Annotated in this window: 17 protein-coding genes; 3 read left to right on the plus strand and 14 right to left on the minus strand. The window is 43.2% G+C overall.

Features of this window, described 5'->3' with window-relative positions:
* Positions 1 to 139 precede the first annotated feature (139 nt).
* From BUB77_RS01275 to BUB77_RS01285, 3 genes are all read right to left on the minus strand, one after another.
* Positions 140 to 1,474 carry a nitrogenase component 1 gene (locus BUB77_RS01275; RefSeq protein WP_073272120.1) on the minus strand — a complete coding sequence of 445 codons (1,335 nt, stop codon included), beginning with the start codon at positions 1,472 to 1,474 and terminating at the stop codon, positions 140 to 142.
* Positions 1,475 to 1,603: 129 nt separating this feature from the next.
* Positions 1,604 to 2,044 carry a pyridoxamine 5'-phosphate oxidase family protein gene (locus BUB77_RS01280; RefSeq protein ID WP_073272123.1) on the minus strand — a complete coding sequence of 147 codons (441 nt, stop codon included), beginning with the start codon at positions 2,042 to 2,044 and terminating at the stop codon, positions 1,604 to 1,606.
* A 166-nt stretch (positions 2,045 to 2,210) separates the two neighbouring features.
* Complete coding sequence (locus BUB77_RS01285) at positions 2,211 to 2,378, minus strand: YezD family protein (protein ID WP_073272125.1); 168 nt, start codon at positions 2,376 to 2,378, stop codon at positions 2,211 to 2,213.
* Positions 2,379 to 2,635: 257 nt separating this feature from the next.
* Between BUB77_RS01285 and uxuA the strand changes: the two genes are divergently transcribed.
* Both uxuA and BUB77_RS01295 read left to right on the plus strand, forming a co-directional pair.
* Positions 2,636 to 3,709, plus strand: a complete 1,074-nt coding sequence (gene uxuA, locus BUB77_RS01290; RefSeq protein ID WP_073272127.1) for a mannonate dehydratase — start codon at positions 2,636 to 2,638, stop codon at positions 3,707 to 3,709.
* Positions 3,706 to 5,319 carry a mannitol dehydrogenase family protein gene (locus BUB77_RS01295; RefSeq protein ID WP_073272130.1) on the plus strand — a complete coding sequence of 538 codons (1,614 nt, stop codon included), beginning with the start codon at positions 3,706 to 3,708 and terminating at the stop codon, positions 5,317 to 5,319. Before uxuA ends, BUB77_RS01295 begins: the two co-directional genes overlap by 4 nt.
* A gap of 168 nt (positions 5,320 to 5,487) precedes the next feature.
* Here BUB77_RS01295 and BUB77_RS01300 read toward each other — a convergent pair whose 3' ends face one another.
* The 11 genes from BUB77_RS01300 to spoIVA all read right to left on the minus strand — a co-directional run bounded on the left by BUB77_RS01300 (position 5,488) and on the right by spoIVA (position 25,300).
* Entirely contained in the window at positions 5,488 to 7,155 is a 1,668-nt protein-coding gene (locus BUB77_RS01300) for a type 2 periplasmic-binding domain-containing protein (protein WP_073272133.1), read from the minus strand.
* A 58-nt stretch (positions 7,156 to 7,213) separates the two neighbouring features.
* Positions 7,214 to 8,125, minus strand: coding sequence for a carbohydrate ABC transporter permease (locus BUB77_RS01305; protein WP_242962321.1), 912 nt, complete (start codon positions 8,123 to 8,125; stop codon positions 7,214 to 7,216).
* 15 nt (positions 8,126 to 8,140) lie between these two features.
* Positions 8,141 to 9,076: an ABC transporter permease gene (locus tag BUB77_RS01310; protein WP_073272136.1), complete on the minus strand. Its 936-nt coding sequence runs from the start codon at positions 9,074 to 9,076 to the stop codon at positions 8,141 to 8,143.
* 97 nt (positions 9,077 to 9,173) lie between these two features.
* Positions 9,174 to 11,183: an alpha-glucuronidase gene (locus BUB77_RS01315; RefSeq protein ID WP_207650817.1), complete on the minus strand. Its 2,010-nt coding sequence runs from the start codon at positions 11,181 to 11,183 to the stop codon at positions 9,174 to 9,176.
* Between the two features lie 186 nt (positions 11,184 to 11,369).
* Positions 11,370 to 14,912 carry a glycoside hydrolase family 2 TIM barrel-domain containing protein gene (locus tag BUB77_RS01320; protein WP_073272143.1) on the minus strand — a complete coding sequence of 1,181 codons (3,543 nt, stop codon included), beginning with the start codon at positions 14,910 to 14,912 and terminating at the stop codon, positions 11,370 to 11,372.
* Between the two features lie 294 nt (positions 14,913 to 15,206).
* Positions 15,207 to 16,079, minus strand: a complete 873-nt coding sequence (locus BUB77_RS01325; protein ID WP_073272145.1) for an AraC family transcriptional regulator — start codon at positions 16,077 to 16,079, stop codon at positions 15,207 to 15,209.
* A 165-nt stretch (positions 16,080 to 16,244) separates the two neighbouring features.
* Positions 16,245 to 18,164 (minus strand): sialate O-acetylesterase, encoded by a 1,920-nt coding sequence (locus tag BUB77_RS01330; protein ID WP_073272146.1) that lies wholly within the window; start codon positions 18,162 to 18,164, stop codon positions 16,245 to 16,247.
* Between the two features lie 305 nt (positions 18,165 to 18,469).
* Positions 18,470 to 20,443: a CotH kinase family protein gene (locus BUB77_RS01335; protein WP_073272149.1), complete on the minus strand. Its 1,974-nt coding sequence runs from the start codon at positions 20,441 to 20,443 to the stop codon at positions 18,470 to 18,472.
* A gap of 154 nt (positions 20,444 to 20,597) precedes the next feature.
* Positions 20,598 to 22,265 carry a MutS-related protein gene (locus tag BUB77_RS01340; RefSeq protein ID WP_084123860.1) on the minus strand — a complete coding sequence of 556 codons (1,668 nt, stop codon included), beginning with the start codon at positions 22,263 to 22,265 and terminating at the stop codon, positions 20,598 to 20,600.
* A 76-nt stretch (positions 22,266 to 22,341) separates the two neighbouring features.
* On the minus strand, positions 22,342 to 23,394 hold the full coding sequence (locus BUB77_RS01345) for a C40 family peptidase (RefSeq protein ID WP_073272152.1): 1,053 nt from the start codon (positions 23,392 to 23,394) through the stop codon (positions 22,342 to 22,344).
* Between the two features lie 397 nt (positions 23,395 to 23,791).
* Positions 23,792 to 25,300 (minus strand): stage IV sporulation protein A, encoded by a 1,509-nt coding sequence (gene spoIVA, locus BUB77_RS01350; protein ID WP_242962323.1) that lies wholly within the window; start codon positions 25,298 to 25,300, stop codon positions 23,792 to 23,794.
* A gap of 245 nt (positions 25,301 to 25,545) precedes the next feature.
* Between spoIVA and BUB77_RS01355 the strand changes: the two genes are divergently transcribed.
* Positions 25,546 to 26,040: a pyridoxamine 5'-phosphate oxidase family protein gene (locus BUB77_RS01355; protein ID WP_073272946.1), complete on the plus strand. Its 495-nt coding sequence runs from the start codon at positions 25,546 to 25,548 to the stop codon at positions 26,038 to 26,040.
* Positions 26,041 to 26,062 lie beyond the last annotated feature (22 nt).

Raw genomic sequence — 26,062 nt, forward strand, 5'->3', positions numbered from 1 at the left:
ATGAACTATTTCTGCTATCCTGATGATAAAGGCAAATATAAGAAACCAAATTATGGATACCCAGAGGACTGGTACTGCCTTGCGCAAGGCAGTACCAGTCCTCGTGCCTTTCCAATAACTGAAGGGATATTGACTCATTTTATCTGGCAGCTACCAAATCGCTTATTAAATCCTCTATCAGTGTCAGTGCTCCCCTGAAACCTGCATAGCTCTTATTTAACACCACTCTGTTGCTTACCGGAAAAGCTACCGATAAGAAGTTCGCCCCCAGCTTTTCCGCAAGCCCTCTTTCAATACTGCTTCCTACCACAAAAGCCGGTCCAAAGGCATCATAATATTTTTGATTGTGGTTATTGGGCCAGCTGTCCTTTACCTCCTTTAACAATTCCCCGGCATTTTGCCTGAATAGTACCTTAGGTCTTGTTTCGGAGGTAAGATGCTCGAACTTTTTCCTGTAATTTTCCTGTTCTTCCTCCTCTGTGATATCATTGATGGATGTCAGAAAGGGTATCCAGCCCAAGTCATTTGCCAGAAAGCCGGTCAACGGATAGGCATAATAGCTGTCAGCCGCTATTACCACATATCGTTGGAAGTCAATATCGGAATAGATATCAACAATCCGCTCCAGATAGGAATAGTAATGCTGCTTTTCCTTTTCTGCTACCGCCTCAATGTACTCCTTTTCAATTCCCAGTGCTTCTCCGACCTGATAGAGAAAGGCTTCCGTTCCGGAAGGTCCTATTGGAAGGTCCGCTTTTATATAAGGAATATCATGGAGCTCCCTTAACAGCTCGGCCGGCTCCACTCCCGCCTGATTGGATAATAAGACAGTAAGCCCGGCCTTCCCATAGCCTTTAATGTCCGCAACCGATTCCACTGTTCCGAAAAAGGTATTAACCTTGATACCCAATAGACCCAGAAGACGTTTGATTTCATCCAGATTTCCGCGGTAGAATACATCATGGCCCGGAACGGTCCCAAGTATATTAATGGTTCTGACATCCTTTTTTTCAGAAGGTACAATGACATCCTTAATAAGTGCCTTTAGTATGGCATCATAGCCTTTAAAGGTATTTCCCAGGAAGCCCGGTGTGCTGGCTCCGATTACATTCCTGTCCCGGAACCGCCTTGCCACGCCTACCGCATCATCCCCGATAATCTCTACCTGGCAGCCCGTTATTACAATGTAGAGGTCAGCATCCAGGATTTCAATGGAGTTTTCTATCTGTTCCTCCAGCCGTTCCTCTCCTCCGAATACAATATTGTTCTCCGATATATTCGTAGTGGGTATCATGGTACCGCCGCAATAGCCGGTTCCGCGGTAGCCGGCAGCCAGGTTATAAGTGCCGGATAATGCTGCCGCACACCCACCTGCCGCATGAACAATGGGAACCGCCCGGTTAATTCCTGCAATGGTAGTAAGCGCTCCTCCTAAGGCACAGGTGAATTTTGCGCGTTCAATAAATTCTGCCAAATCAATTCCTTCCTTTCTTTTGGTAAATAATTAACTATTCAAAAACTTTATAAAAAAAGAAGGCACATGGACAATGGAAATATTGTCACATGGCCTCCGGTTTTCCGGTCAACCCCCAGGAAATCATTTTTAAAGCTGAAGTATCGTTACTCTTTCTTCCACCTTGGGTTCGCCAAAATCAAGAACTTTCAGTTTCTTAGGGACTATCTTATAGATATTGTGGGTTTCTTTCGTTACCTTGATATTAGGATTCTTGTTCTGGATAATTTCCCTTCCCTTTTCATATTCCGCACTTCCCTCCACCAATGCTGCTTCTCCATATATTGTGATATTAAAATATTTGGATATGAATTGGTTTTCGTGCTGAAACAAGACAGCAGTGTTTTTATTTTCGCTTAACTGGCTATTTTTATTACTTGCTTTTACCGTTGAAAAATAAACGGTATAACCCTCCAGACCATAACCTCCCAATATACGCACGTCAGGGCTGCCCTCTTTATCTGTAGTAGCCAGTATGATTCTTTGGTTTGATTTTAAGTATTCCTTGATTTTTTCTTCTGATGCAGACATTTTCCTCTCCTTTCGATTAATGCGGTAATCTATGTTAATGGATAATATCCCCCTCTCTGTATCTGATAATTTTTTCAGAGTCCGGCAGTCCATCACTGTAAATGAATAAAGGCCCAAGAAAACCTACCTGTTCTCCCAAGCCTCCGGCTGTCCGGTCAACTGAAAATCACTTCATCCTCAACTTTTCATTTTTCTCAATCTGAACAATCTTTCCATCCTGAATGATCACTGCAATGGAGCCATATTGAATGGATTCAATAAACTCCACAATCCTTTGGATATCATTCTTGCTTACGGAATTTTTTTTCACAGGCTGCTTTTCATCACTTCCCACTCTTTCACCCCTCAGATTATGTATTCATACTTGTCATATATGAATTATATGTTTTATTTTTGTAAGTATAACTTTTCTTCCTAACTTTGTCAATACTTTTTTAGAATAAAAATATCTATTCTTTGTCCCCATTTCCCATCAGTCAGAGTAAAAACCGCAACTTTTGCAATATATTAAACAATCCCTGCAATTCGAACTCTCCATTGTTTGTGTTATCATGTTCATAGATAAAGATTAATAAAATGGAGGTAACAATAATGGAAATGACATTTCGCTGGTTCGGCAGTAAATCTGATAACATAACCTTACGGCAAATCCGTCAGATTCCCGGCGTAACCGGGGTAATTACCACTTTATATGAAACGGCACCGGGAGATTTATGGGGCCGTGATGCTATTCATGCACTGAAACAGGAGGTCGAGGCATCGGGTCTCCATATTTCAGGCATTGAAAGCGTAAATATTCATGATTCCATCAAAATCGGCTCTCCCGACCGTGACCAATACATTGATAACTATATAAAAACCTTGGAACATCTGGGGCAGGTGGATATTCATCTGGTGTGTTACAATTTCATGCCCGTCTTCGACTGGACCAGAACAGAACTTGCCAGAGTCCGTCCCGATGGTTCAACCGTGCTGGCATATAATCAGTCGGCAGTCGACCGCCTTGACCCTGTAAAAATGTTCGACTCCATTAATTCCGATTCCAATGGTTTCGTCCTTCCGGGCTGGGAGCCGGAACGTATGGCGAAGGTTAAGGAGCTGTTTGAACTCTATAAGGATGTGGATGAGGAGAAGCTGTTTGCTAATCTGAAATATTTTCTGGAAGCAATTATGCCAGTATGCGATAAATACAATATTCAAATGGCTATCCATCCGGATGACCCCGCCTGGAGCGTATTCGGACTTCCGCGAATCATTACGAATCTTCCTAGCCTGCAGCGCATGATAAAGATGGTAGACAATCCCCATAACGGTGTCACCTTTTGCTCCGGCTCCTACGGAACGAATCCTGACAATGACCTTCCGGGAATGATACGCGCTCTGAAAGGACGGATTCATTTTGCTCATGTCCGTAATCTGCAGCATAATTTTCCCGGTGATTTTGAAGAGTCGGCCCATCTTTCCTCCGACGGAAGTTTCGATATGTATGAAATTATGAAGGCCCTGTATGATATTGGTTTTACAGGTCCTATTCGTCCCGACCACGGGCGTATGATCTGGGGAGAAAAGGCAATGCCCGGTTACGGGCTCTATGACCGTGCTCTTGGCGCCACTTATTTAAATGGCCTCTGGGAAGCTATCGTGAAAGGAGCAGGCAGAAAATGAAATTAAACAATACCGGTCTACAGAACAGGGAGGCATGGCAAAAAGCAGGCTATTCGCTGCCAGAGTTCAACCGCGCCGCAGTAGAACAGGAAACAAAGAAACATCCCCGCTGGATACACTTCGGGGCCGGCAATATCTTCCGCGCCTTTCAGGCTAATGTAATGCAGGAGCTGCTAAACAAGAGGATCTGCAACACCGGGCTGATTGTGGCTGAAGGCTATGATTATGAAATTATTGAAAAAATGAACCATCCCCATGATGATTACAGTATTCTTGTCACCTTAAAGGCCGACGGCTCCATCGAAAAAACCGTAGTGGGAAGTATTGTGGAATCTCTGGTTCTGGACAGCAAAAATGAACCGGAATTTGAACGTTTAAAGGATATATTCCGCAATCCGAGCTTACAGATGGCAAGCTTTACCATCACAGAAAAAGGTTACAGTCTTGTAGACGGTAAGGGACAGCTTCTGGAAGCCGTCAGAGCAGATTTCCTGAAGGGCCCTAAGGCACCGGAAAGTTATCTCGGCAAGGTTGCTTCCCTTGTTTATGAGCGTTACCTTTCCGGGCAGCTCCCTCTTGCATTAGTCAGCATGGATAACTGTTCCCATAACGGCACTAAGCTTTCTCAGGCAATTACGGCTTTTGCGGAAAAATGGACGGAAAACGGTCTGGCGGAAAAAGGATTTTTAAATTACCTGAATGATCCCGGTAAAATCTCATTCCCGTGGAGCATGATTGACAAAATTACTCCAAGACCGGACTCCAAAGTACAGGAGATACTGGCAGGGGATTCCATTGATGATCTTACTCAGCTTGTTACCTCAAAGAATACCTATGTGGCTCCCTTTGTGAATGCGGAGGAATGCCAGTATCTTGTTATTGAAGACCACTTTCCGGGCGGAAAGCTGCCTCTTGATAAGGCCGGCATTATCTACACCTCCAGAGAAACTGTGGATAAGGTTGAAAAAATGAAGGTCTGCACCTGTTTAAACCCCCTGCACACGACCCTTGCCGTTTTTGGCTGTCTTCTTGGCTATCAGCTTATTTCAGAAGAAATGAAAAATCCGGCATTAAAACATCTGGTAGAGCTTATCGGTTATCAGGAAGGCCTGCCTGTTGTAGTGGATCCGGGAATTATCAATCCAAAGCATTTTATTGATGAAGTTCTGAACGTCAGGATTCCAAATCCCTTTATGCCGGATACCCCCCAGCGTATTGCTACCGATACCTCCCAAAAGCTTGCAATCCGTTTTGGTGAAACAATAAAAGCTTATCTTTCCTCCGAGGCTTTACAGGTATCGGATTTAAAAATGATTCCCCTTGTATTTGCCGGCTGGTTGCGCTATCTGATGGCGGTGGATGACGAAGGTAATGCTTTTACCCCAAGTATGGACCCTCTTTTGGATTCGCTGTCTCCGATTATCTGCAAGCTTACTCTTGGGCACACAGAAAATGCGGAAGCTGTTTTGAGGCCAATTCTGGAAAATGCAGATATATTTGGAGTGGATTTATACAAAGCCGCTCTTGCTGAACAGGTACTTTCCTACTTTAAAGAGCTTTCAGCAGGTCCCGGTGCTGTGAATGCCACTCTCGTAAAATATGTACTGTAATAGGAGGTAACCATTTATGGATGGTCGTTTATCCTTAATAGACCAATCGTAAGTTCATACTGCAAATTTGGTATAGGATTATTTTTCCGACAAAAACAGAAAATAGAAAACAGAAAAAGGGTAAAGCCTCCGTATATAATAGAGGCTTTACCCTTCTTTTTCAAATTATCAATAACCCAGCTTACTCTTATTCTTCTGGAATATTTCATTTACTCTGGCAACGAAAGTATCCATTCCCAGTCCCTTTAATTCCGAAACATAGGAGTCCCATTGGGTGGAGATATCCGCCTGCCCGGTTATGAACTTCTGTATCCACACCTTGGTACTGTCAATTAAAGGTGTCTGGATCAGGGATAGTTCCTCTGTTTCCTCTTCATTGGCCATGAAGGGTGGATCAAGGGGTCTTACCTCCCTGTTGTCCTGGATTCTCTTATCGTAATCTTTCTCACCCTCTGTTGCCATTTTGCTGTTCTTAAGCCATAGCGGACCTCCGTAAGCAAATACTCCGCCGCCAAAGCCATAATCTACATTCAACTTCTTGGCTGCTTCCGGATTTAATCCATTATAAGATATATCCGAATTCAACACGATATTTCCGTCAGTATCCTTGGTATAGGTTTTTCCTTCCACTCCCCACTGGCTTAATACGTGTCCTTCTTCCGAATACCATAGCCAGTCAACGAATCTTAGCATCTTAATAAACTTCTCTTTTCCCAGCTCATCCAGGGCCTTCTGGGAAATCATAATACCGTTTTCCAGCCTGGAATTTTCCATCTGAGGCAGCCCGGCAGCTCCTCCGGGAACCAGTGCCATATATAATTTTGAGCCGTCCTGCTGCATCTGTGTTGAAAAATCGTTAAGATTCTGGTAATTGCCTGATATTACATAGGATTCACCGGTAAAGAATTTTGCTTTTGCTGCATCATCTTCCTGTGAGAAGGACTCAGGGTCTAAAATTCCATCCTTCACCATTTTACTTAAATAGGCAAGCCATGCTTTTGCATTATCTGTGGTATCCGCAAAATAAAATTCCTTCTTTTCCTGGTCAAAGTTAAGACCGTTGCCGATTCCCCAGCCTCCCTTGACACCGTAAGGTACTGCCGAGATATTCAGCAGGCAGTCGCCCTTAGAGGCGTCGGAAATTACATAATCACTGCCTGTATATTCCTTCACTTTTTTACACGCTGCATAGAAGTCCTCATAAGTCCACTTTTTCTCCAGATTGGTCACATCTACGCCTGCGGCGTCAAATATATCCTTGCGGATAATATAGGCATAACCGCCGCCAGCTTTTTCCCACATACCGGGAAGAACGTAGTATTTTCCGTCAGCCTGTAATTTTGCTTTCAAATCCGGTTCCATATTCCAGTCTTTCACACACTTCTGATAATTGGGCATATATTGCACCCAGTCGGATATAGCTACCACCTGGCCTCCGGCCACATACTTGCCTTCATCATAGGTTTTGGGGATAATATAGGGTGCGTCCCCTGAATTGATAAGGACCGATTTTTTGTCCTCATAATCCGTTCTGGCAATTACATTAAGATCAAAGGTTACATTGGTCTTCTCCTGTATTGCCGACCAAAGCAGCCAATCCTTATTATACGGGTAGTTTTCATGGTCGGAATACATCATGGAATAGGTTACCGGTTCATCGGAATGAAAGGTCACATCCGCTCCATAGGTATAGTCCTGAGCAGCTTCACCGGTAACACCTGTCTTTGTATCATCTGTGTTCACCTGTTTGTCAGCCGATGAATTTTTCCCGCAGGCTGCAAGGGAAACCGCCATAATCCCTGCAAGTATCACCGCCAATACATTTTTAGCTTTCATAAATAATCCTCCTATAAATTTATTATTAAGCCGCCTGATATAATCAGCAGCATTAATATCAGCCTTTTACCGATCCGATCATCATACCCTGTACAAAATACTTCTGTATAAAAGGGTAAACGCATATAATAGGTGCTGCCGTTAATACCATACAGCAGGAACGTACATTGGCAGCTATCTGACTTGCCTCATCCGAGGTAGCACCAATTTCCGTGGTTCCCGTAGCTCCCATAATAATCTGCCTTAAAAATAGAGCTACCGGCCATTTCCCCTTATCATCCAGATAAAGAAAGGGTCCGAACCAGCTGTTCCAGATTCCGACAATGTAAAACAGAAACATGGTTGCCATAATCGGCTTGGACAGAGGTATAATAATCTTCAGAAATATACCGTAGGTATTCATTCCGTCAATCGAAGCTGCTTCCTCCAGCTCTCCCGGCAGACTGGAAAAGAAGGACTTCATAATTAATACGTTAAAGGTACTGATTGCTCCCGGTATGATGATTGCCCACATGGTATCACGCATATGAAGCGCCTGTGCGATCAACACATAATTAGGTATCATCCCTCCTGAAAAAAACATGGTAAATACCACAAAGGGAGTAAAAAATTTATTCAGTATCAGCCTGTTCTTTGACAGCGGATAAGCCAACATTGCCGAGCCGGCTACGGAAATCAGAGTTCCCAGCAGGGAATAAACAATCGTATTTTTATAATATAAGAAAAAGTCCTTCTTACCTAATATAACCTCGTATGTCCTTGTGGTAAAATCCACCGGAAATAAACTGACCTTTCCGGCATAGATTGCCCCTTCGGAACTAAAGGACTGTGCTACCAGATAAAGAAATGGATACAGCGTTATTGATACCACAAAAATCATGATTACTGTATTTACTACCTTAAATATCCGGTATCCCCGGGACTCCTTCACTCCTTTTGCGTTAATCCGCATCTTCTTATTGTTTCCCATTATTCCTACCCCTTTCTACCATAGACTGGATTCCGTTACTTTTCTGGAAAGAAAGTTTGCAGATGTCACCAGTATTAATCCAATAATCCCTTCAAAAAGTCCTACTGCTGTGGCATAACTGAAATTTCCTCCGGTAATACCCATCCGGTAAACCAGTGTTGAGATAACATCCGCAGTTTCGTAGGTAGAAGGCAGGTACAAAAGAATAATTTTCTCAAAGTTAGACCCCATGATTCCTCCGATATCAAGAATCAATAAAGTCACAATAGTCGGTAAAATTCCTGGAATCGTTACATGAAGTGCCTGCTTAAAGCGGCTGGCACCGTCCACCCTTGCTGCCTCATAAAGTTCGGTATTAATTCCTGTCATAGCGGCAAGGTAGATAATAGTTCCCCATCCTAAGGCCTGCCAGATGCCTGATATGATATAAATTGGAGGAAACCAGGCTGCTTCCTGGATAAAGGAAACCTTTTCTCCTCCCATAGAAGAAATTAAGGTATTAATGGGACCTGACAGGGAAACAACTTCCTTAATCATACCTGCAATAATAACCATTGAGATAAAATGGGGCAGATAGGATACGGTCTGTACAAATTTCTTCCACTTAACATTCCTGATTTCATTCAGCAGCAGTGCAAATATCAAAGTTAAAGGGAATCGTACAGCCAGATAGCTGATACTTAAAATAAGAGTATTGCTAAAGGCTCTCCAAAAGGCATGATCCCGCATAAATTGCCTGAAATACCGAAAGCCGACCCATTTCTCCCCAAATATATTGACTCCGCCGGAATATTTCCGGAAAGCAATAATATTACCCAGCATCGGTATATATTTAAAAATAATAAAATAAAAGACCGGTATAAGCAAAAGACTGTAAATCTGCCATTCCTTTTTCAGATGCCTGGACATTTTGACCTTCCCCAAACTGTTACTTTGCTTTTTCTTAGCCATTTTCAATCACTTTCTTTCTTATTTATTTTTTTTGCTTCCCCATTTATTCTGCTTTCCTTCTGTCCAGCATCTTCAATTCATTTTAAAACGGGTAATTTCAATAAATTTTTCTTCCTTTTTCATCCATAATAAAGGACTTTCTATAAAAGTAAGAATTAATCTGGTCTCTCCACTCGGCAGAATTATCCAGTTGATGGTCCATACGAAGCATTACCCGCTCAAATACCTCTTCCGGAATTTTTCCTTTCAGGCCTTCCCAAAGGCTTACCATTTCCTCCACATCCTCCACTCCTTCAAAATGGGAATCATAGATGTGCTGTATTAATGTCTTTCCGCTTTTCAGCCTGTAGGTATAGGGCATATAATGGAAAAACAGCAGCAGCTCCTCCGGACAGGTCTCAATCTCCTCATACAGGGAGGCATTGGGCTCCAGATAGGTCTGGGTAAATCCGGTTCCTGTCTTTCCCCTTTCTACTCCGATTCCCAGGTGATCCGCCCTGTGATAGGTTCCCCACCGGTCATATTCGTAGCCGTCCACGTTGGGACCATAATGGTTATTCGGTGTCAGCATCCAGCCAATCCCCAGGGGGGAGGTATATTTTTCATAAGCAGGCCAGGACATCAGCAATATTTTGCATATGGCATAAACCACCGCCTTATCCGTACCGAAGGTACACTCACACCACTCTCTTGCAATCTCCTCCGCTGATAGGGAGGTATCAAAGGCAAGGCGTCCGAACCCGAACCAATTGGCTGCCGCCAGGTCATGCCCCGTCCAGTTGGCATCCGAGCCGGTATTGGCTACTGCCGCCATACCGCAGTTCTTGTGGGAAAAGCTGCGTCCGCTTACAATATCCGCTACCGTATCCTCCTCTTTTCTGCAATAGGTGTGAAAGCCAAGAATCTCTTTGAATTGGGGAATCAGATAGCATACGTGCCTTTGCTGCCCGGTATACTCCTGGGCGATTTGTACCTCCAGCATCTGATTTGTGTTTTTTAAGGAGCCGAAGAGAGAAGAGACAGGCTCCCTCACCTGAAAATCCATAGGGCCGTTTTTAATCTGAAGAATCACATTTTCCTCAAATTTACCATCCAGTGGCATAAAGTAATCATAGGCGGAACGTGCCCTGTCTGTCTTCCGGTCTCTCCAGTCCTGGGTACAGTTGTATACAAAGCAGCGCCATATAATGATACCGCCGTAGGGCCTTACGGCTTCTGCCAGCATATTGGCTCCCTGGGCCTGGGTCCTGCCATAGGTAAAGGGGCCCGGTCTTCCTTCCGAATCCGCTTTTACCAGAAATCCTCCCAGGGACGGGATATTCCGGAAGGTCTCCTTCATTTGCTCCTGCCACCAAGCCTTGACCTCCTCCGCCTCCGGATCCGCCGTTTCAAGGCCTCCAAGTTCCATAGGCGCCGCAAAATTCAGGCTGAGGTAAAGCCGTATTCCATATTTTGAAAAAATCTTCACCATTCTCTTCAGCGAATCAGCATACTCCCCGGTAATCAGTCTCGTAGCCTTTTCCGTTACATTCACATTATTAATTACGACTCCATTGATTCCGACAGAAGCGGTTAACCTTGCATAATCCTCCGTTCTTTCCTCTACCTGGACCCTGTCATTACGAAAGAAAAAGGAATTCCCGGAATATCCCCTCTCTATGCTGCCGTCCATATTATCCCAATGGTTCAGCATACGCAGCGGATTATCCGGATGCTTTAGCCGGTCAATACCTCGAAGGGATACTCCCCTTTGTACCAGCCGTATCAGATCAAAGCTCCCATATAATAGTCCCTCCGGTTCTGCGGCGGTAATCCGGATTCTTCCGTTCTCCTCGGCAATCCGGTAACCGCCGCCCACAGGTCCCTTGCTGTCCGAAAGGAGATATATCCCTTCCTCTGTTTTTCCCCTTTCGTCCTGTCCGAAAGGCTCTGGCAGCTTAATAACCACTGTCTTTATCCCCAGCAGCTCCCTGGCCCCACGGCAAAGCTCATAAACAGCCGTGCCGGTAATTTCATCTTCTTCCTGTACATAGATTTTCCGAAAATATTCCTTCCCCTCATAGAAAGGAAGTCTGCGGTAAGAAAGCCATGCCATACTGTACTTCATATTTATCCCCATTGCATATCACAGGCAGGCCGGCAGACCAGTCTGCGATACTGCCACAATTAAAAACGAGTGAAAGAATCTGTAAGTGGCATCCTTTCAAAAATGATATTTTCTTTCACTCTTTCCAAAATGATGCCGCTATTTGGCATCCCAAACAATGCTGGAAGAAAAGCAGCCATCACCATTCTAAATAAATCGAAACCATTTTAAATCAAAGCAGCTGCCCGGCATAAATACAAGGAACACCTTCTGCCTGCCCTTTACCCTCTCCAGGCGGCTCCTTCTCTCTTCCGGCCCCTCACTGTGAGTGAATTCCACAATCTGCTTGGATTCCTCACCGGTGGACACCTCCGTAAAACGAAGGTGAATGGTATTTTTGGCAATGGGAGAATTACCACAGAGAAGAACTTCTCCTATTCCCTCTTCCCCAAAATCCAGCTCTGGAAATTCCAATGTAACATTATTTCCGATATCATATATTCCATCTTCTTCCACACGGAAGCTATCTCCGTATATATGTTCACATCCGGCTGCCTCTATTCTTTCGAATGAAGGATTTTGCAGGGTAAAGGAAAATCCTTTGATATGAAGCTTTTTTTCAACGACAAAGCAAATTCCGGTGACTCCCTTCAGCTTCTTATCCAGGCGGTAGGTCTCCTCCTGGTAAACATTCCACCTGGAGGGCTTTTGGTATACCACGTCTCCAATCTGCCTGCTTCCTTTCTCCTCCGGCATTCCCTCCCAGATACGGATACGGTAGGGTTCACCGGTCAGTGCAAAGATAGGAATCGTTATTTCATCTGAGCCTTGGACGCCAAAATCCAAATCCCGGTATCCTACCTGGGTTTCTCCATCTCTGGCCGTTGCAACACCATGCTCGTTTCCATTTCCCGGCGTCCCTTTTGAATAACTGTAAAGGCCCCCGCTTACAAAGCCGTAGGGATTCAGGCAGGCCGTTCCCAGACCTGCTGCTTCAAAGTCAAGCTGTGAAATCAAACTGGCATGTTCTCCTCCATTCCTGCACATACAGCGGACCCTAAAAGAGCCGTCCCCCTTTGCTCTTACCCGGGCACTGTTTCCATCCACCTTAAGTTCAGCCAGGTTCGAGGGGATTCCTCCGTCATCCACCACACTCCAGAACAATTCCGAGTAAGCAGTATCTTCCGGGAGAAGCCTTGCACTTATCTCCGCCTCCGGATGTTCGGCACTCAAGATACGGCTGCCGGCATTACTAAGCTCTATCTTCCTAACAGGTCTGTCATTCTTCATTCTTAAAGCAGTTTCCTCTTCATATTGCCTCTGCACTTCCTGCTGTCTGCTGTTACTCTCCGGGCACTCTTGTGCTTGAAGCATCAGTGTCCGGTCAGGCAGTCCCAAAGAACTTATCTTTACCGTAATGTTCCCCGGACAGGTCTGTGTCTGTATAATGGCAAGAAGCTTACCGCAAAACAGCCTTTTGTCGCTTCCTTTATAGGAGTCGTAATCCGTACTGTCTCCGTTATCCAGACCCACAAGCCTGCCGCTGCCGCTTACCTCAACACAGACACGGTTATTGGCATTTTCCACCGGATTGCCGTCTCTGTCCGCCATGGAAACCTCAACAAAGATTAAATCCCTTCCGTCTGCCAGCCCACTTGTTCTGTCCGCCTTGCATACAATCTCTGCCGCATCTGTAAAGCTTCTTCTGACTGCTTCCGCTATCCTGCTGCCCTTTTCGTCATAGGCCGCCACACGTATTTCCCCCGGTTCATAGGCAACAAGCCAATCCCCTGTCAGTGTCAGACCACGGGCATGATCAATTTTCCTGGTGCCCTGGCTCTTTCCGTTCAGAAACAGTTCCAGATACTCTGCATTGGAAGCAGCCCTCACATCCACCGTCTGCCCCTTATTAAAATCCCAGTAGGGAAAGAGGTGCAGAATCCTCCCCTTCTCAGCTTCCTTCCATTCTGCCTGGTAGATGTAATAGGAATCCTTCTCAAAACCCGCCGTATCAATCTGTCCAAAATAGGAATTTTTTGTATGGTAAGGAGTAGGCTCCCCGATATAATCAAAGCCGCTCCAGATAAACTGTCCGCAGGAAAAGCTGCAGTCCCGCTCTGCAATGATACAGCTTTCCGGTGACCTGGCTCCCCAGCTTGTAGTAGAATTCCCCAGGGAAGAGCACTGTTCATCCTCATCGGCAAGCACCTGCTTTTTATATGGAAAATGGTAAATACCCCGGCTTTGTACCGTGGAGGAAGTCTCGCTTCCATAGATTATCCAATCCGGATGGTCCCTGTGATGGGCCTTGTAGTATTTCTCCGAATAGTTGTATCCGGTCAGTTTAAGTACATCGGCACATTTCTGTGCATTTTCCCAGGGCAGATAGTTGGAGCCGAGGGTTACCGGGGCATTTACACCCGGATCGTGCTTTCTGACTTCCCAAAGCAGCTTTTTTGTTATTTCCAGTCCTCTTTCCCCCTCATGAGTATCATATATTTCATTTCCAATGCTCCACATAATCACACTGGGATGGTTCCTGTCCCTTCGAATCCAGCTTGCTACATCCGCCCGGTACCAGTCTGGGAAGAACCTGGCATAGTCAAAAGTGTTCTTTGCCTTCTCCCACATATCAAAGGCTTCCGATTGAATCAGCATTCCCGTCTCATCCGCCAGATCCATCAGCTCTGCAGCCGGCATGTTGTGAGCCGTCCTGACCGCATTGACTCCCATATTCTTCAGAATTCTGAATTTCCTTCTCATAGCAGTCTGATTATAAGCCGCCCCCAGGCTTCCTAAATCGTGATGCTCGCATACTCCCTTAATCTTTATGTGCTTCCCGTTCAGCCAAAATCCGCTCTCCGTATTATATTCCAGGGTTCTGAGCCCGAAGCGGCTGTATTCTGTCTGGCATATCCTTCCATCCACAAGCAGTTCTGTTTTTAATATGTAAAGAAACGGCGTCTCTGTCTCCCAAAGCTTCGGCCTGTCAAGCTGGAATCGGACCGCTGCCTCCATGGTAACCTTACCCACGCTATTCCCGTTCTTCCCGGCCTGCCCAAGTCTCTCTACAGGCACAAGACTTTCTGCCACCACTTCCTGTCTGTCTCCCACTTCTTCCTCATAGCTGCTGATCTGGGCGAAGGAATTTTCTCTTTTTCCGTTAAATCTGCTTTCATATATCCGAAAACGCAAGGCTGTCTCATGCCATTCTTCATATTGCAGCGTTGCGACTTCCGTCCCGGCCGTTACACTCCAGCATCCCCCTTCCTCCGGAGCACAGGTTATATAGGTGCCGTCCTGTACGAGCCATGTCCGCTCCGTTTCCTGAAACCAGACATTACGGTATATACCGGCACCTGTGTACCATCTGGAATTTGGTCCCTGATAGACAGCCTTTACCAAAATTTCATTTTCACCTTTCACAAGTAATTCAGTTATATCCAGGGTAAAAGCCGAATAGCCGTATTTCCACTCCCCGCACTTTTTCCTGTTCACATATACCGTACAGTCCATATATACACCATCAAACCTGAGGAAATATAATTTGTTCTGCTTTTTCTCCTGGGAAAATATCTTTCTATACCATCCGATACTGTCCTGATAAAGCTTGCGGGAATCATAAATCAGCCAGTCATGAGGTATTTCTACCGGTAAAAATGCTTCCGGAACAAATTCTTCATCCTCTTCTTTCCCAGTCAGCTGTTTTGCAAATTCCCATCCGTCATTGAATAATCTGCCCCACTTCATAGAATTATCCTGCCTTTCTAAAACAACCTCTCCAAGAATGCTTTTATGAATTATATCTATAATATACTATCAATTCTGAACAATTGACATGTATATCCATCATAATTTTTTGTCACAAAATAACTTTTTAGATTTTTTTTACATGTTAATATGTATATTATTTTCTATGTTATCCCGTCTGTTTTGGTACTTTTACAGAGTTAATGGCCAATCCATCCATACAGAACAAATTTACATCTGTTTGTATGAATAAATTGACCATAAGGTAATTGCAGCCATATTTTATTTTTTACTCTATTCCAGAATTTTTAATTGATACTGTTTCGGAGACAGGCCCACATATTTCTTAAATGCTTTCGAAAAATTAGGATAATCACTAAACCCCGAAAGTATACAGCTTTCTGTCACTGATTTTCCTGCGCTCAGATGATTTTGGGCAAGATAGATGCGCTTACGCAGAATATACTGCTGAATAGACAGGCCGGTAATGGATTTAAATTTTCGGCTGATGTAGGTTCCGTTATAGAATAACTCCTCTGAAAGCTCCTCCAAAGAGAAGGATTCCAAAAGATGCTCGTTAATATAGCCGATTGCTCTATTGACGAGAGGAGGCATAACATTTGGTATGGGAATATCCTCGTTGTTGGAAAAGAACAGATTTACTTTTACCAGCAGGAGAAGCACATAAGAGGATGTGGTAACGTCCTGTCCATAACCGGTCTTGAATTTTAAATCCAGTAAGGAGTTATAAAGCTCCAACAGTTCTTCTGTCTGTTTCTGTGTGAGCACTACAATATTAGGCTTATTGCAGGAACGTTTCTGGAAGCATTCCGCTAAATTGGTATGGGGGGTGGAGTGGGTGTCCAGATACCGGCTGCTTATATTAATTACAAAACGCTTATAGACTTTATTATCCAGTATTTCGACCCTGTGATATTCACCCGGGCTTATTCCGATGATGGTTCCCGGAACAATACGGTAACACTGCTGGTCAATATAATAATTTACAGTTCCATCGACCAAACAATATAATTCATAACCATTGTGCGTATGATAGAAGGACTGTCCTTCCAATTTATCAGAATAGCGTATAAATAAATCTTCAGATATCGGATTGTATATACGTTCAATGTATTCTTCCGTTATTTCGCTTTTTAATGAGTTCATAAGTGCTATACATCCTCCATTTGAAAATACATTTCCGGAATTCCTGGAAATGTTCCTTTCATATCAATTACCTCTCCAATTTCTAATTAATACCGAAAGCTATATAAATAATTTATGTAACCTCAGCACTTCCTTTGCAAATTCCTCTGCTGGCAGCTTATCTCTTTATTCGTTCTTATACTTTATTTTTATTTCAAAAGGGGAGGCAGGAAGGCCTTCCTTATTATATAACAATTCCTCATTTGGGTTGTTGGAACGGGCATAGCTTACATATTCAAATTCCAGCTGACTCTCCTCCTCTGAGCCCTCCGGTTTCAGGATAACCTGACTGCCTGAGATTACAGCAGCCACCTTTTTATAGCGCCTGTCCCTGCCGGCCGCCATGAAATTGCCGGGATATAAACTGCCGCTAAGCGTTACAAGTCCCTCTTTTGTGTGGGAAAAGGTCAGAATTACCTCCTTACCCCTTTGCACTGCTTCTATCACCTGGGGTCCGCTGTATTCCAGATTCTCATTTCCTGCCAGGGCTCTTGCACAAAGTGAAAGCCGGCAGGCAATTTCTTTCTTTTCCGTAGGGTGGAGATCATTCTCTTCTCCCAGGTCAATTGTAACAGCCATGGCGGTATTGGGAAGCAGCAAGGCCTGGCGCTGAGCCTCCCTTATCTCTTGCCAGCCCGTATCCCCAGCCGGAATGTCAATCTCAAAGTTCGGCAATTGAACAAAGAGAAACGGGAAATCTCCCTGCTTCCAATTCTTACGCCAACCATTAATTAGCTCTTGAAACAATTCTCGATAATTATCCGTGCTGCCCGTATTGGATTCCCCCTGGTACCAAAGGACACCGGTTATGGTATAATCCAGGCAGGGAGCCAGCATTCCGTTATAAAGCCCTGTGGGTTTCCAACTGATAAAAATCGTTTCAGGTCTTTTGCCGCATATGGCTCCAACCCGGTATTTCCAGAAGCCCTCCAATGAAACCTCTTCTTTTTCTGTTATAATAGCATATCTTTTGCCCGGTGTGAACCGCCCATTTCCCGTATCACAAACCACCCGGACAGTTATGATATTTTCACCGGTTTTTAAAATTCCTTCCGGTATCCTGTATTTCCTTGGAGGATACTGGTACGCGGTACTTCCGACCAATACACCATTAACATAGACTTCATCATTATCAACGATAGTCCCCAGCAAAAGAGAGGCTTCCTTTCCCTCTGTGGCTTCCCTCAGAACTATTTTCTTCCGGAACCACAGACTTCCTGTAAAGTTTTCCAATCCTGCTTCGGCAAAAAATCCGGGAAGGCTAATCTCACTCCAAGCTTCTTCCCGTAAATCAGTATGATACCAGGGCTGTTCACTCCTGCCAAATCCTTCGTCCAGGTCCCTCAGGGAATTGTACCATTCCTCAGAAAGGCTCACATTCCTGCTAAGCTGGGCCTTTATAAAATCATCCTCTTTGCAGGCAGCTATATCCTCTTCATATTCCTTGAAATCTTCCAGCATTTCTTCGCTCATCCAAGCCTGTGCTGGTGATCCGCCAAGACTTGCATTTATAATACCTATGGGGACAGAAGCCGCTTCATACATATATTCCGCAAAGAAATATGCCAGAGCGGAAAAGTCCATAATCGTATTTTTATCGGCTGTCTGCCAAAACCCGGATTCCAGCTCCTTCAGAGGGCCGTGAAAGCTGTATTTTTCATTGATCTTAAAGACACGGATATGGTAATTCCCATTGTTTTTTTCCAACTGGGGATACCTGTCAGCCACACGGCTTAGGGGCAGCTCCATATTGGACTGGCCCGAACAGACCCAAACCTCTCCGATCAGTATATCCTTTAACCGTATTTCTTCCCCGCTATGGCAGGAAATCAACATTTCGTGAGGTCCTCCGGGCTTAAGCTCATGCAGCTCCGCCACCCACTTACCCTTTTCATCGGCAACAGCTTCTGCTTTCTCTCCCAAGAACCGTATGTCAACCAGCTCTCCCGGACTGGCATACCCCCAAATATTAACCTTTCTGCCTTGCCTTAATACCATCCCGTCACTTATCAGCCTTGGCAGCCTCAATGCCCGTTCTGTGTTCATACATTCTAACCTTCCTTCTCTTTTCTCAGACTTTATTCATTTATATGATTTCAGAGTCAAAAGTCCCTTTACATACACTATTATAAATTGTACTACGGTAACCAGCCTACCAATTATTGCTGCTTTTTCTTTAATTATTGCTCAATTTTATTATGGTATGTATAACCTTCATTTATAAAGGCAATAAAATAGGATAATAAAACACTGCCTCTTTTTAGGCAGTGTTTTATTTGGTTATATTTATGAGTATCATGAAACTTATTTAATCAGTCACTTTGGGTATACCTGGAAAGTCCTGAATTATTTCATTTACCTTTTGAAGCTGCTTCCCCGTTGTCCTTTTGGGGCTTTGAGGAACTGCTTTCATTTGGTGCATTGCTGTTCATGCCCGGTCCGCCTCCAAAACCATTCTGCCCTTTATTATTTTCCATTCCTCCCAGCTTGCTTAAGTCGATACCCGAGCTATCCACAAGTGCGGTACTTCCAGACTGTGCCTCTGTCGTGGAAGGAATACTTCCATCCAATTGTCCTGATACACTTTCTGCACGAAGCTTTGTGAATTCCTTTAATACGGAAATTCCTTCTTTAAATGCATCATAACCCTCAAAGGAAGTGGTGTCATTCTTTACATAGCTGTCAATTGTTTTACTGAGGGAGTCTGCCTTCTCATCAAATTTACCGGAAGTAACGTATTCCGCCAGCTGGGACAGATATTTATGATACTTTTCCTTATATTCGTCATTCTTAAGTAAAAGTCCGATTACCGGCCTTTCCTCCGCTGTAACATTATCAAAAACCGTATCAATGGCATAATTGACAGCATCCGAATTGCCGCTCTTATTGAAGGTACCAAAGGACAGGTTATAATCCCAGGGCAGCATACTTAGTTTACCTTTATCCTCATATAGAACATAATTGTGCCCCATATTAGAAAAATAGCTGTCCAGATTCACCAGGAATACATTGACTGCCGTATACCGTAATACCTCATCCACATCAATATATTTCTCCAGGTCTTTCCCTTCACTGATAGCTTTCAGTGTAGCTATCAATCGTTTATTATCCGTTTCCTTTGTCTTAGTTATGGCATTGTCAAATATATTGGAGTAATTTGAAAGTTCATCTCCATTATAAACTAAATTCACTCCCAGAGAGCCGCCGTTCTGACCGCCTGCACCACCGGCTCCCTTATTATCAGGCACTCCCTGATTCTGCTTATCATCATTCTGTCCTTGCTTACCGGAAGTATTCTGGGGCTTCTTAAAGCTTACAGCCAGTGTATATCCGCTTACATCCGCCTTTGCTCCGTTCTCATCCTTAAAAGCGGCTATCTTTGTAAGGTCCATATTCATTAAATCACGAAAATTAAAATCTGCAGCGGTTCCATCCTTATAAATGATCTGAGAAATACTGTCTGTCTTAAAGTTATCCGGTATTATCTTATTCCAATCTGTTTCTTTGCCGCTTTTATCTGTAAGAGTGAACAGTTTTGCAATGTCCATGTTCTGTCCGTCTTTTCCACCTCCAGGATTTCCTCCAGGATTTCCTCCGTCATTTCCCTGGGGTTGGTTTTCACCGCCAAAGTATCCTCCATTATTTCCTTGCGGCAGGTTCCCTCCGCCGGCTTTCTTCGCATCGGCATTCATTTCAAAGCTTTCCGGTTTATAGGCAGCACCGGTGTAATCCTCTCCATAATTTCTGGTCAGAAAACTGTCGTCTACATCCTCTAAGGCCAGATAAAATCCGTAGTTCTCATCATTCACGTAAATATCCGCAAAGGTATGGAGGGAGCTTGGAACCTCCAGATAGTCAAAAAGGTCATAGGACATATACTCTTTTAAGTAAGTAGTATCTCCAAACACATTGTTAAGAACCAGCTTATCGAGTCCATAACAGTTCTGGTCCTCCACATACTTATCAAAATTTAGCTTAAGACTGAAACGGTCACTGTCCGTAGCGGCCACCTGGGTAAGTGAAGTATTACCCTTGGTCTTGATACCAACATCCTTATAAGTCATGTTTCCAATGGTCACATCCGCCTTAATATAATTCTTGGCTTCGGCATTTTCCATCAGATTCTTCCATTCCGCTTTATCCGCTTTTATTTTTACGGTTATAACAGCTTTTCCAAACAGCTTTGTGGCATAATCAGCGCTTTCTTTCGTTTTATCCGATGCTGATTGCTTTTCTTTTTCCTTTGGGGATACTTCCTTTGAACAGCCAGTGACTATAAGGGCCATAGCTAACAGCAGTATCATAGCAATCCGTCGTTTTTTCATTCAAATACCTCATTTCCGTTTACTTTCATTAGGACTTCGTCTAAGTAATCACAGGATATCGTATTTGTATGTTTATTATGTGAACTGCATTCTTTCTGCCGGCTAAATTGTATACAGCGCAGACACCAGCGCTATGTAATAAAAAAGATGCTCCTTAGAGCACCTTCCATTTGCCTTCCTTTAAAAAATATTCTGCATTTTCCGAAGCCATTTCCGTCACCTGACTGGGATATCCCATAACCTCAAGAAGCTTGATGGCATTTTTTGATACAGCCCTGCCCTCTCTCAGCTTATAATCAAATAATACATTATTATCTGCAATCTGTTCTTTAAAATGATAATTGGAATAATAATTTTCCAAAATATGCGTTAATTCTATATCATGGGTAGCCGCAAAGCAGATCGTATTTGTCTGGCTTAAATAATGGAGAATCTGGGAAGAAGCCGATATTCTTTCTAAGGTATTTGTTCCTCTGAGAACCTCATCTACAAAGCACAGGGTGGGTATATTTTCATTTGTCTGATCCATTATCCTCTTTAAGGACTTTATCTCAACAACATAGTAGCTTTCTTTTCCCAGCAGGTTATCCTTTAAAGCCATAGAAGAGAATACCTTAAAATAGCTTGCCTTATAGGCACTGCTCAAAGCGGTATGAATTGTCTGTGACAAAATAGCATTGACAGCCAGGGTCTTTATAAAGGTGGACTTACCAGATGCGTTGGAACCGGTTATCAGTACGGAACCATCTGTATGGATAGAATTTAATACAGGCTCATCTATCATGGGATGATAGATATCTTCCACCTCCAAAACAGTCTCATTCTCGCTTAAAAGTTCCGGGATGGTGTAAAAGGGAATTAGCTTGCGAAAAGATGCGGCAGCAATACAGCTGTCCAGTGAGCCTACGGTTTCATATATCGTGTTAAGGACTTCACGATTGGCCTTAAAACAATCCAGCATGGAATAAAATTTGATCAGGTCAACATGAAAAATAATCTTAATGTAATCCAGGAAGATATCTGTAATATCACCGCTGGAGCTTTTCGTGGATATCAAATAGGAGCCCTTCCTGAATTTTTGAAAGGCCTTCCTGGATTCCTTGAGCCGCTCTGTAATATCACTGATTTCAGGCATATTGAGCTTTATTATGGTATTAACCCCGTCCAGCAGCCGGACAATATAGCCGCATACGGTAAAATATATCTCAATTTTGGATTTCTCCCTATAATACTGATAAATGTTATTGGCAAGCATTGCAACAGTTAAAACACCTCCGACAGCCGGATTAACTGCTATCAGTGCAATGGAAACAAGAAAACCGGCTCCCATAAGGATATGGGGCCACACTTTTTTCGTCTCCACCCCTTCCAGCCGGTTAATATATTCATACACGGAAACATTACTAATCTTTCCCATCTTATATAGTGCCAGCTGTAAGGACAAGCGTTGTTCTTCATTATCTGAAAAGAAATTCATGAGGCGCTCTCTTTCCTTCAGCTTATCCTCACTGAATTCCAGCTTATGAAGCATTGCATACAGATATTCTTCGCCAATGGCACTCCCTGTATTATTGACCAGCATAAAGATCTCTTCCATACTGACATCATTCCAGGTGATTTCATCAACATCATTTTTGTCTGCCAGTGCACGGTAATAAGCACCAAGTGCTTTCATTTTACCATCGGTATATTCCTCCTCGGGCACCATTCCCCAGTCACTAAGCATCTTCTGCTTTATATTCCTGTACCAGACCTTTTTGTCATATACTCCTTTGATAAGAAAAACAGCAAATATTATAAGTATTCCTAACAAAATTTGCATGATTTTTATCCTCCTGTCATCTTTTGTTAAACATTTCAAAAAGGGCTGCTCCTGCAGCCCTTTTATTTAAATTGAATTAATCATTGATTACCTTTACAATTTTTATTGGTGAGCGGTAAAACATATTGGAAATCTTTATGCCTGTTCTGGGATTACTTGCGTGAATGACCTGCCCATTACCGATATACATGGCAACATGGCTGATATAATCACCGCTTCCGTAAAATACCAAGTCACCGGGTTTAACGCTGGAAGAACCGATGCTTGCTCCCGAATATGCCTGACTTCTGGAAACTCTGGGCAGGCTATAGCCAAACCTTGAATAGATACCTAAGGTAAAGCCGGAGCAATCTGTTCCGTTTGTAAGACTTGTGCCGCCCCATACATAAGGATTGCCTAAAAACTGCTTTGCATAGGCAACCATCTGTGCTCTTACACTGGAGGTTCCTGTTGTAAGCTCTTCAACTGATACGGCCTTTTCCAACTGATAGGATAAATCGATATATTGTCTGGCAACAAAGCCTTCGTCATCATCGATCTTAACCTTAACCCAGTCAGTTGTTACAGAAGTAACTTCCATATCTTCTTCGCTTGGCACACTTGTTACCACACCGCCTAAAAGACTTGGCTCCTGTCTTACATTGAGAGTCTGGGTATTCACTGTTGCAACCAGACTTCCTACCTTCTTGGCAAGTGATACTGCTTTATCTCCTGTAACAAGGAAATCTTTCTTCACATAACCTGTAACTTTACCGGATTTGATCTTAACCCATCCGTTTTTATCTTCATCTATTATTGTACATCCTGCATTCTTTGGTAATTTTCCGATTATTTTCTGATCTTCGCCGGGAGACTTGCGGATATTTAAATGGTTATCCACACTCGCAATACCAAGGTTATTATAATCATAAGCAGCAACACTGGATTCCAGCGTAGCAATGGTAATCTCCGAAGATGCAGCCGTATTGGCTGAATCATAATACTTGTCCAGAGTTACAGATATTCCTGCTAAAGGCTGCTCGCCGTAGATGGACTCAGCGCTTGTATACTTGGTATTTAAGGCAAATAGTAATGCACCTGTGGCACAGAGACATGAAATTTTTATAAATCTGGTAGTGCTATGGTTCATTGGGTTCCTCCTGCTAGTTATCCCTTTTCATTTAATATGTATTTGCCTTCCACCCTAGTTGTTACAAATATATTAAATATATTTCTAAGTTATTATAACAATCGTTCATAGTTTTGTCAACACTTTGCATTAAATTTGATAAAATTCCGTTAAATTATTGTAAGTATTTCCAGAATTGGATGTAATTATTCCTTTAATATCTAAATTGACAGAAAGCTTGTTCTTGCTTTGTAGAATAATGACGAATCAACGTGTATTATGGCTGCCTACTCATAAGCGCGGCAGCCTGCCAGAAAAAATCGTGTATAAGCTAATCCCCGTATCAATAAACGCAAAAGAAACCGGTGTATCCTTTAAGGAAAGACACCGGCTTCCAATCGTTTTATTAAATATTCTGCTAAATAATAATACAGATAATTCCTCCGTTACTCTCGTTAACAATCTTCTGCATTGTATCCTGAAGTTTTACCTGGCTTTCATCCGTCATTTTATTGATCTTGGTATTAATCCCGTCCTCTACAAGCTGCTGGATTGATTTTCCGTAAATATTAGTCTCCCAGATTCCTTCCGGATTTTCAGAAGCATTCTTGCGGATATAATTAATCAGGTCATTTGCCTGTTCTTCACTTCCTACAATGGGTGCAATTTCTGTCTCTATAGTTGCTTTTATCATATGAATGGAAGGTGCCGTTGCACGGATTTTAACGCCATATTTGTTACCATGCCTCATAATTTCTGGCTCTTCAATCAGAATTTCTTCCTTAACCGGATTTACTACTCCGTACCCCTTCTGCCGAACCTCGTCACAGGCTCCTGCCACCTTACCGTATTCCTTCTTGACTGCTGCCAGCTCCCTGATGGTGTTTATGAGCTGATATTCGTCCTCAATGGCAACTCCAATAAGGTCACTTAAAATATTGTAATAGTAGGAATCATCAAACTCAACATTCACCTTAACGGAGCCGTTTTCCATTTCGACCTTGTCGATTTTAAAGCGGTTGACAAATTTGCTGTCAGTAAGCATATTGTCATTTCTTACATCCCGGATTAAAGTAAGGCGCTTTAATAATTCTTTCACGGAATCAATCAGGTCAACTTTAAGCCAATGATCATCAGGAAGCATTTCTGCCCACTTCGGAATAAAGAAATTAATCTCTGATACCGGAAATACCGAAAGGATACTTGACATGACATGATTGATATCTTCTTTTCTCAACTGCTCACAATTGACCGGCAGGCAGTTTACATTGTATTTTTCGGCAATATCATTGGCAAGATTCAGACTGGTCTCGGAATATGGCCGGCTTGTATTCAGAAGAACGACAAAGGGTTTTTTCAGCTTTTTCAGTTCTCCGATTGTTTTTTCTTCTGCTGCTATGTAATTGTCTCTGGGAAGGTCACCGAAGCTGCCGTCGGTAGTAACTACGATACCAATGGTGGAATGATCATTGATTACCTTCTGGGTTCCAATCTCCGCTGCCTGGGTAAAAGGAATCTCATAGTCATACCAGGGCGTCTTTACCAAACGTTCCTGTTCATTTTCAATATGCCCGGCTGCTCCTTCTACCATAAAGCCTACACAGTCAATCAACCGGATATTTACCTTTGTATCCTCTCCCAGCTGAATCTGAGCTGCTTCCTTGGGAATGAACTTCGGTTCTGTTGTCATTATAGTCTTACCGGCAGCACTTTGAGGCAATTCATCGATTGCCCGCTCTTTATTGTGGACATCAGCAATATTCGGAATTACCAGTAAATCCATAAACCGCTTTATAAAAGTTGATTTCCCCGTTCTTACCGGCCCCACCACACCTATGTATATGTCACCGCCTGTCCTAGCCTTAATATCATTATAAACATCATATATCTGGCCTGGCATATCCAGTGACGAATATTGATCCAACATACACATCCTCCTTTCGGTTATAATTAAACATATGCCGAAAAGCCCCCATTCATGATTACGATATTTGATTTCTTATCTATTTTTTCAAGATACCGGGATAAAAGCCTTTATTTCCGGGACTAAGTATGGTAAACTAATATGGAAATAAATTTACCGCCGGGTAAACGTCTTATATTCATTCCATTAGGCCATTGAAGGAATGAATGTCAGGCGTTTTATTTTTTTATAAGGAAAGAGAGGTTTGTATGTTCAGAGAAATGCGTCGTAAAAAACAGGTTTTATCCTTAGAGGAATGTATTGAAGTCTTAAATCGAGGAACATCCGGTGTATTGGCCGTATCCGGGGACGATAACTATCCCTATGCCGTCCCCCTCAGCTATGTCTATCATAATAATAAGATTATTTTTCACAGCGCCAAAACAGGCCATAAGCTGGACGCTATTGCCAGAAACGAAAAAGTATCCTTTTGCGTGATAGACAAGGACCAGGTGGTCCCGGACGAGTACACGAGCTATTTTCGCAGTGTCATAGCTTTTGGCAAAGCCCGTATCCTTGAAGATGAAGCAGAAAAAAGAAGTACTCTTGCACTTTTAGCCAAACGCTACGCTCCTGACCATGAAGAAATCCGCCGTATGCAGACAATTGATAAGGAATTCAACATCGTCACTATGATCGAGCTTACAATTGAACACATGAGCGGCAAAGAAGCAATTGAATTATTCAAAGCAAAACACCTGTAAACAACTTGAACTTACCAAGATT

Origin of the sequence: Anaerocolumna jejuensis DSM 15929 (assembly GCF_900142215.1) — a bacterium.
GTDB classification, from domain to species: Bacteria; Bacillota; Clostridia; order Lachnospirales; family Lachnospiraceae; genus Anaerocolumna; species Anaerocolumna jejuensis.

Bases quoted from the DNA above. Each gene is read 5' to 3' on its own strand.
- BUB77_RS01280 (WP_073272123.1), bottom strand. From the start codon at position 2,044: ATGTCTGCATCAGAAGAAAAAATCAAGGAATACTTAAAATCAAACCAA.
- uxuA (WP_073272127.1), top strand. From the start codon at position 2,636: ATGGAAATGACATTTCGCTGGTTCGGCAGTAAATCTGATAACATAACC.
- BUB77_RS01295 (WP_073272130.1), top strand. From the start codon at position 3,706: ATGAAATTAAACAATACCGGTCTACAGAACAGGGAGGCATGGCAAAAA.
- BUB77_RS01300 (WP_073272133.1), bottom strand. From the start codon at position 7,155: ATGAAAGCTAAAAATGTATTGGCGGTGATACTTGCAGGGATTATGGCG.
- BUB77_RS01305 (WP_242962321.1), bottom strand. From the start codon at position 8,125: ATGGGAAACAATAAGAAGATGCGGATTAACGCAAAAGGAGTGAAGGAG.
- BUB77_RS01310 (WP_073272136.1), bottom strand. From the start codon at position 9,076: ATGGCTAAGAAAAAGCAAAGTAACAGTTTGGGGAAGGTCAAAATGTCC.
- BUB77_RS01315 (WP_207650817.1), bottom strand. From the start codon at position 11,183: ATGAAGTACAGTATGGCATGGCTTTCTTACCGCAGACTTCCTTTCTAT.
- BUB77_RS01320 (WP_073272143.1), bottom strand. From the start codon at position 14,912: ATGAAGTGGGGCAGATTATTCAATGACGGATGGGAATTTGCAAAACAG.
- BUB77_RS01325 (WP_073272145.1), bottom strand. From the start codon at position 16,079: ATGAACTCATTAAAAAGCGAAATAACGGAAGAATACATTGAACGTATA.
- BUB77_RS01330 (WP_073272146.1), bottom strand. From the start codon at position 18,164: ATGAACACAGAACGGGCATTGAGGCTGCCAAGGCTGATAAGTGACGGG.
- BUB77_RS01335 (WP_073272149.1), bottom strand. From the start codon at position 20,443: ATGAAAAAACGACGGATTGCTATGATACTGCTGTTAGCTATGGCCCTT.
- BUB77_RS01340 (WP_084123860.1), bottom strand. From the start codon at position 22,265: ATGCAAATTTTGTTAGGAATACTTATAATATTTGCTGTTTTTCTTATC.
- BUB77_RS01345 (WP_073272152.1), bottom strand. From the start codon at position 23,394: ATGAACCATAGCACTACCAGATTTATAAAAATTTCATGTCTCTGTGCC.
- spoIVA (WP_242962323.1), bottom strand. From the start codon at position 25,300: ATGTTGGATCAATATTCGTCACTGGATATGCCAGGCCAGATATATGAT.
- BUB77_RS01355 (WP_073272946.1), top strand. From the start codon at position 25,546: ATGTTCAGAGAAATGCGTCGTAAAAAACAGGTTTTATCCTTAGAGGAA.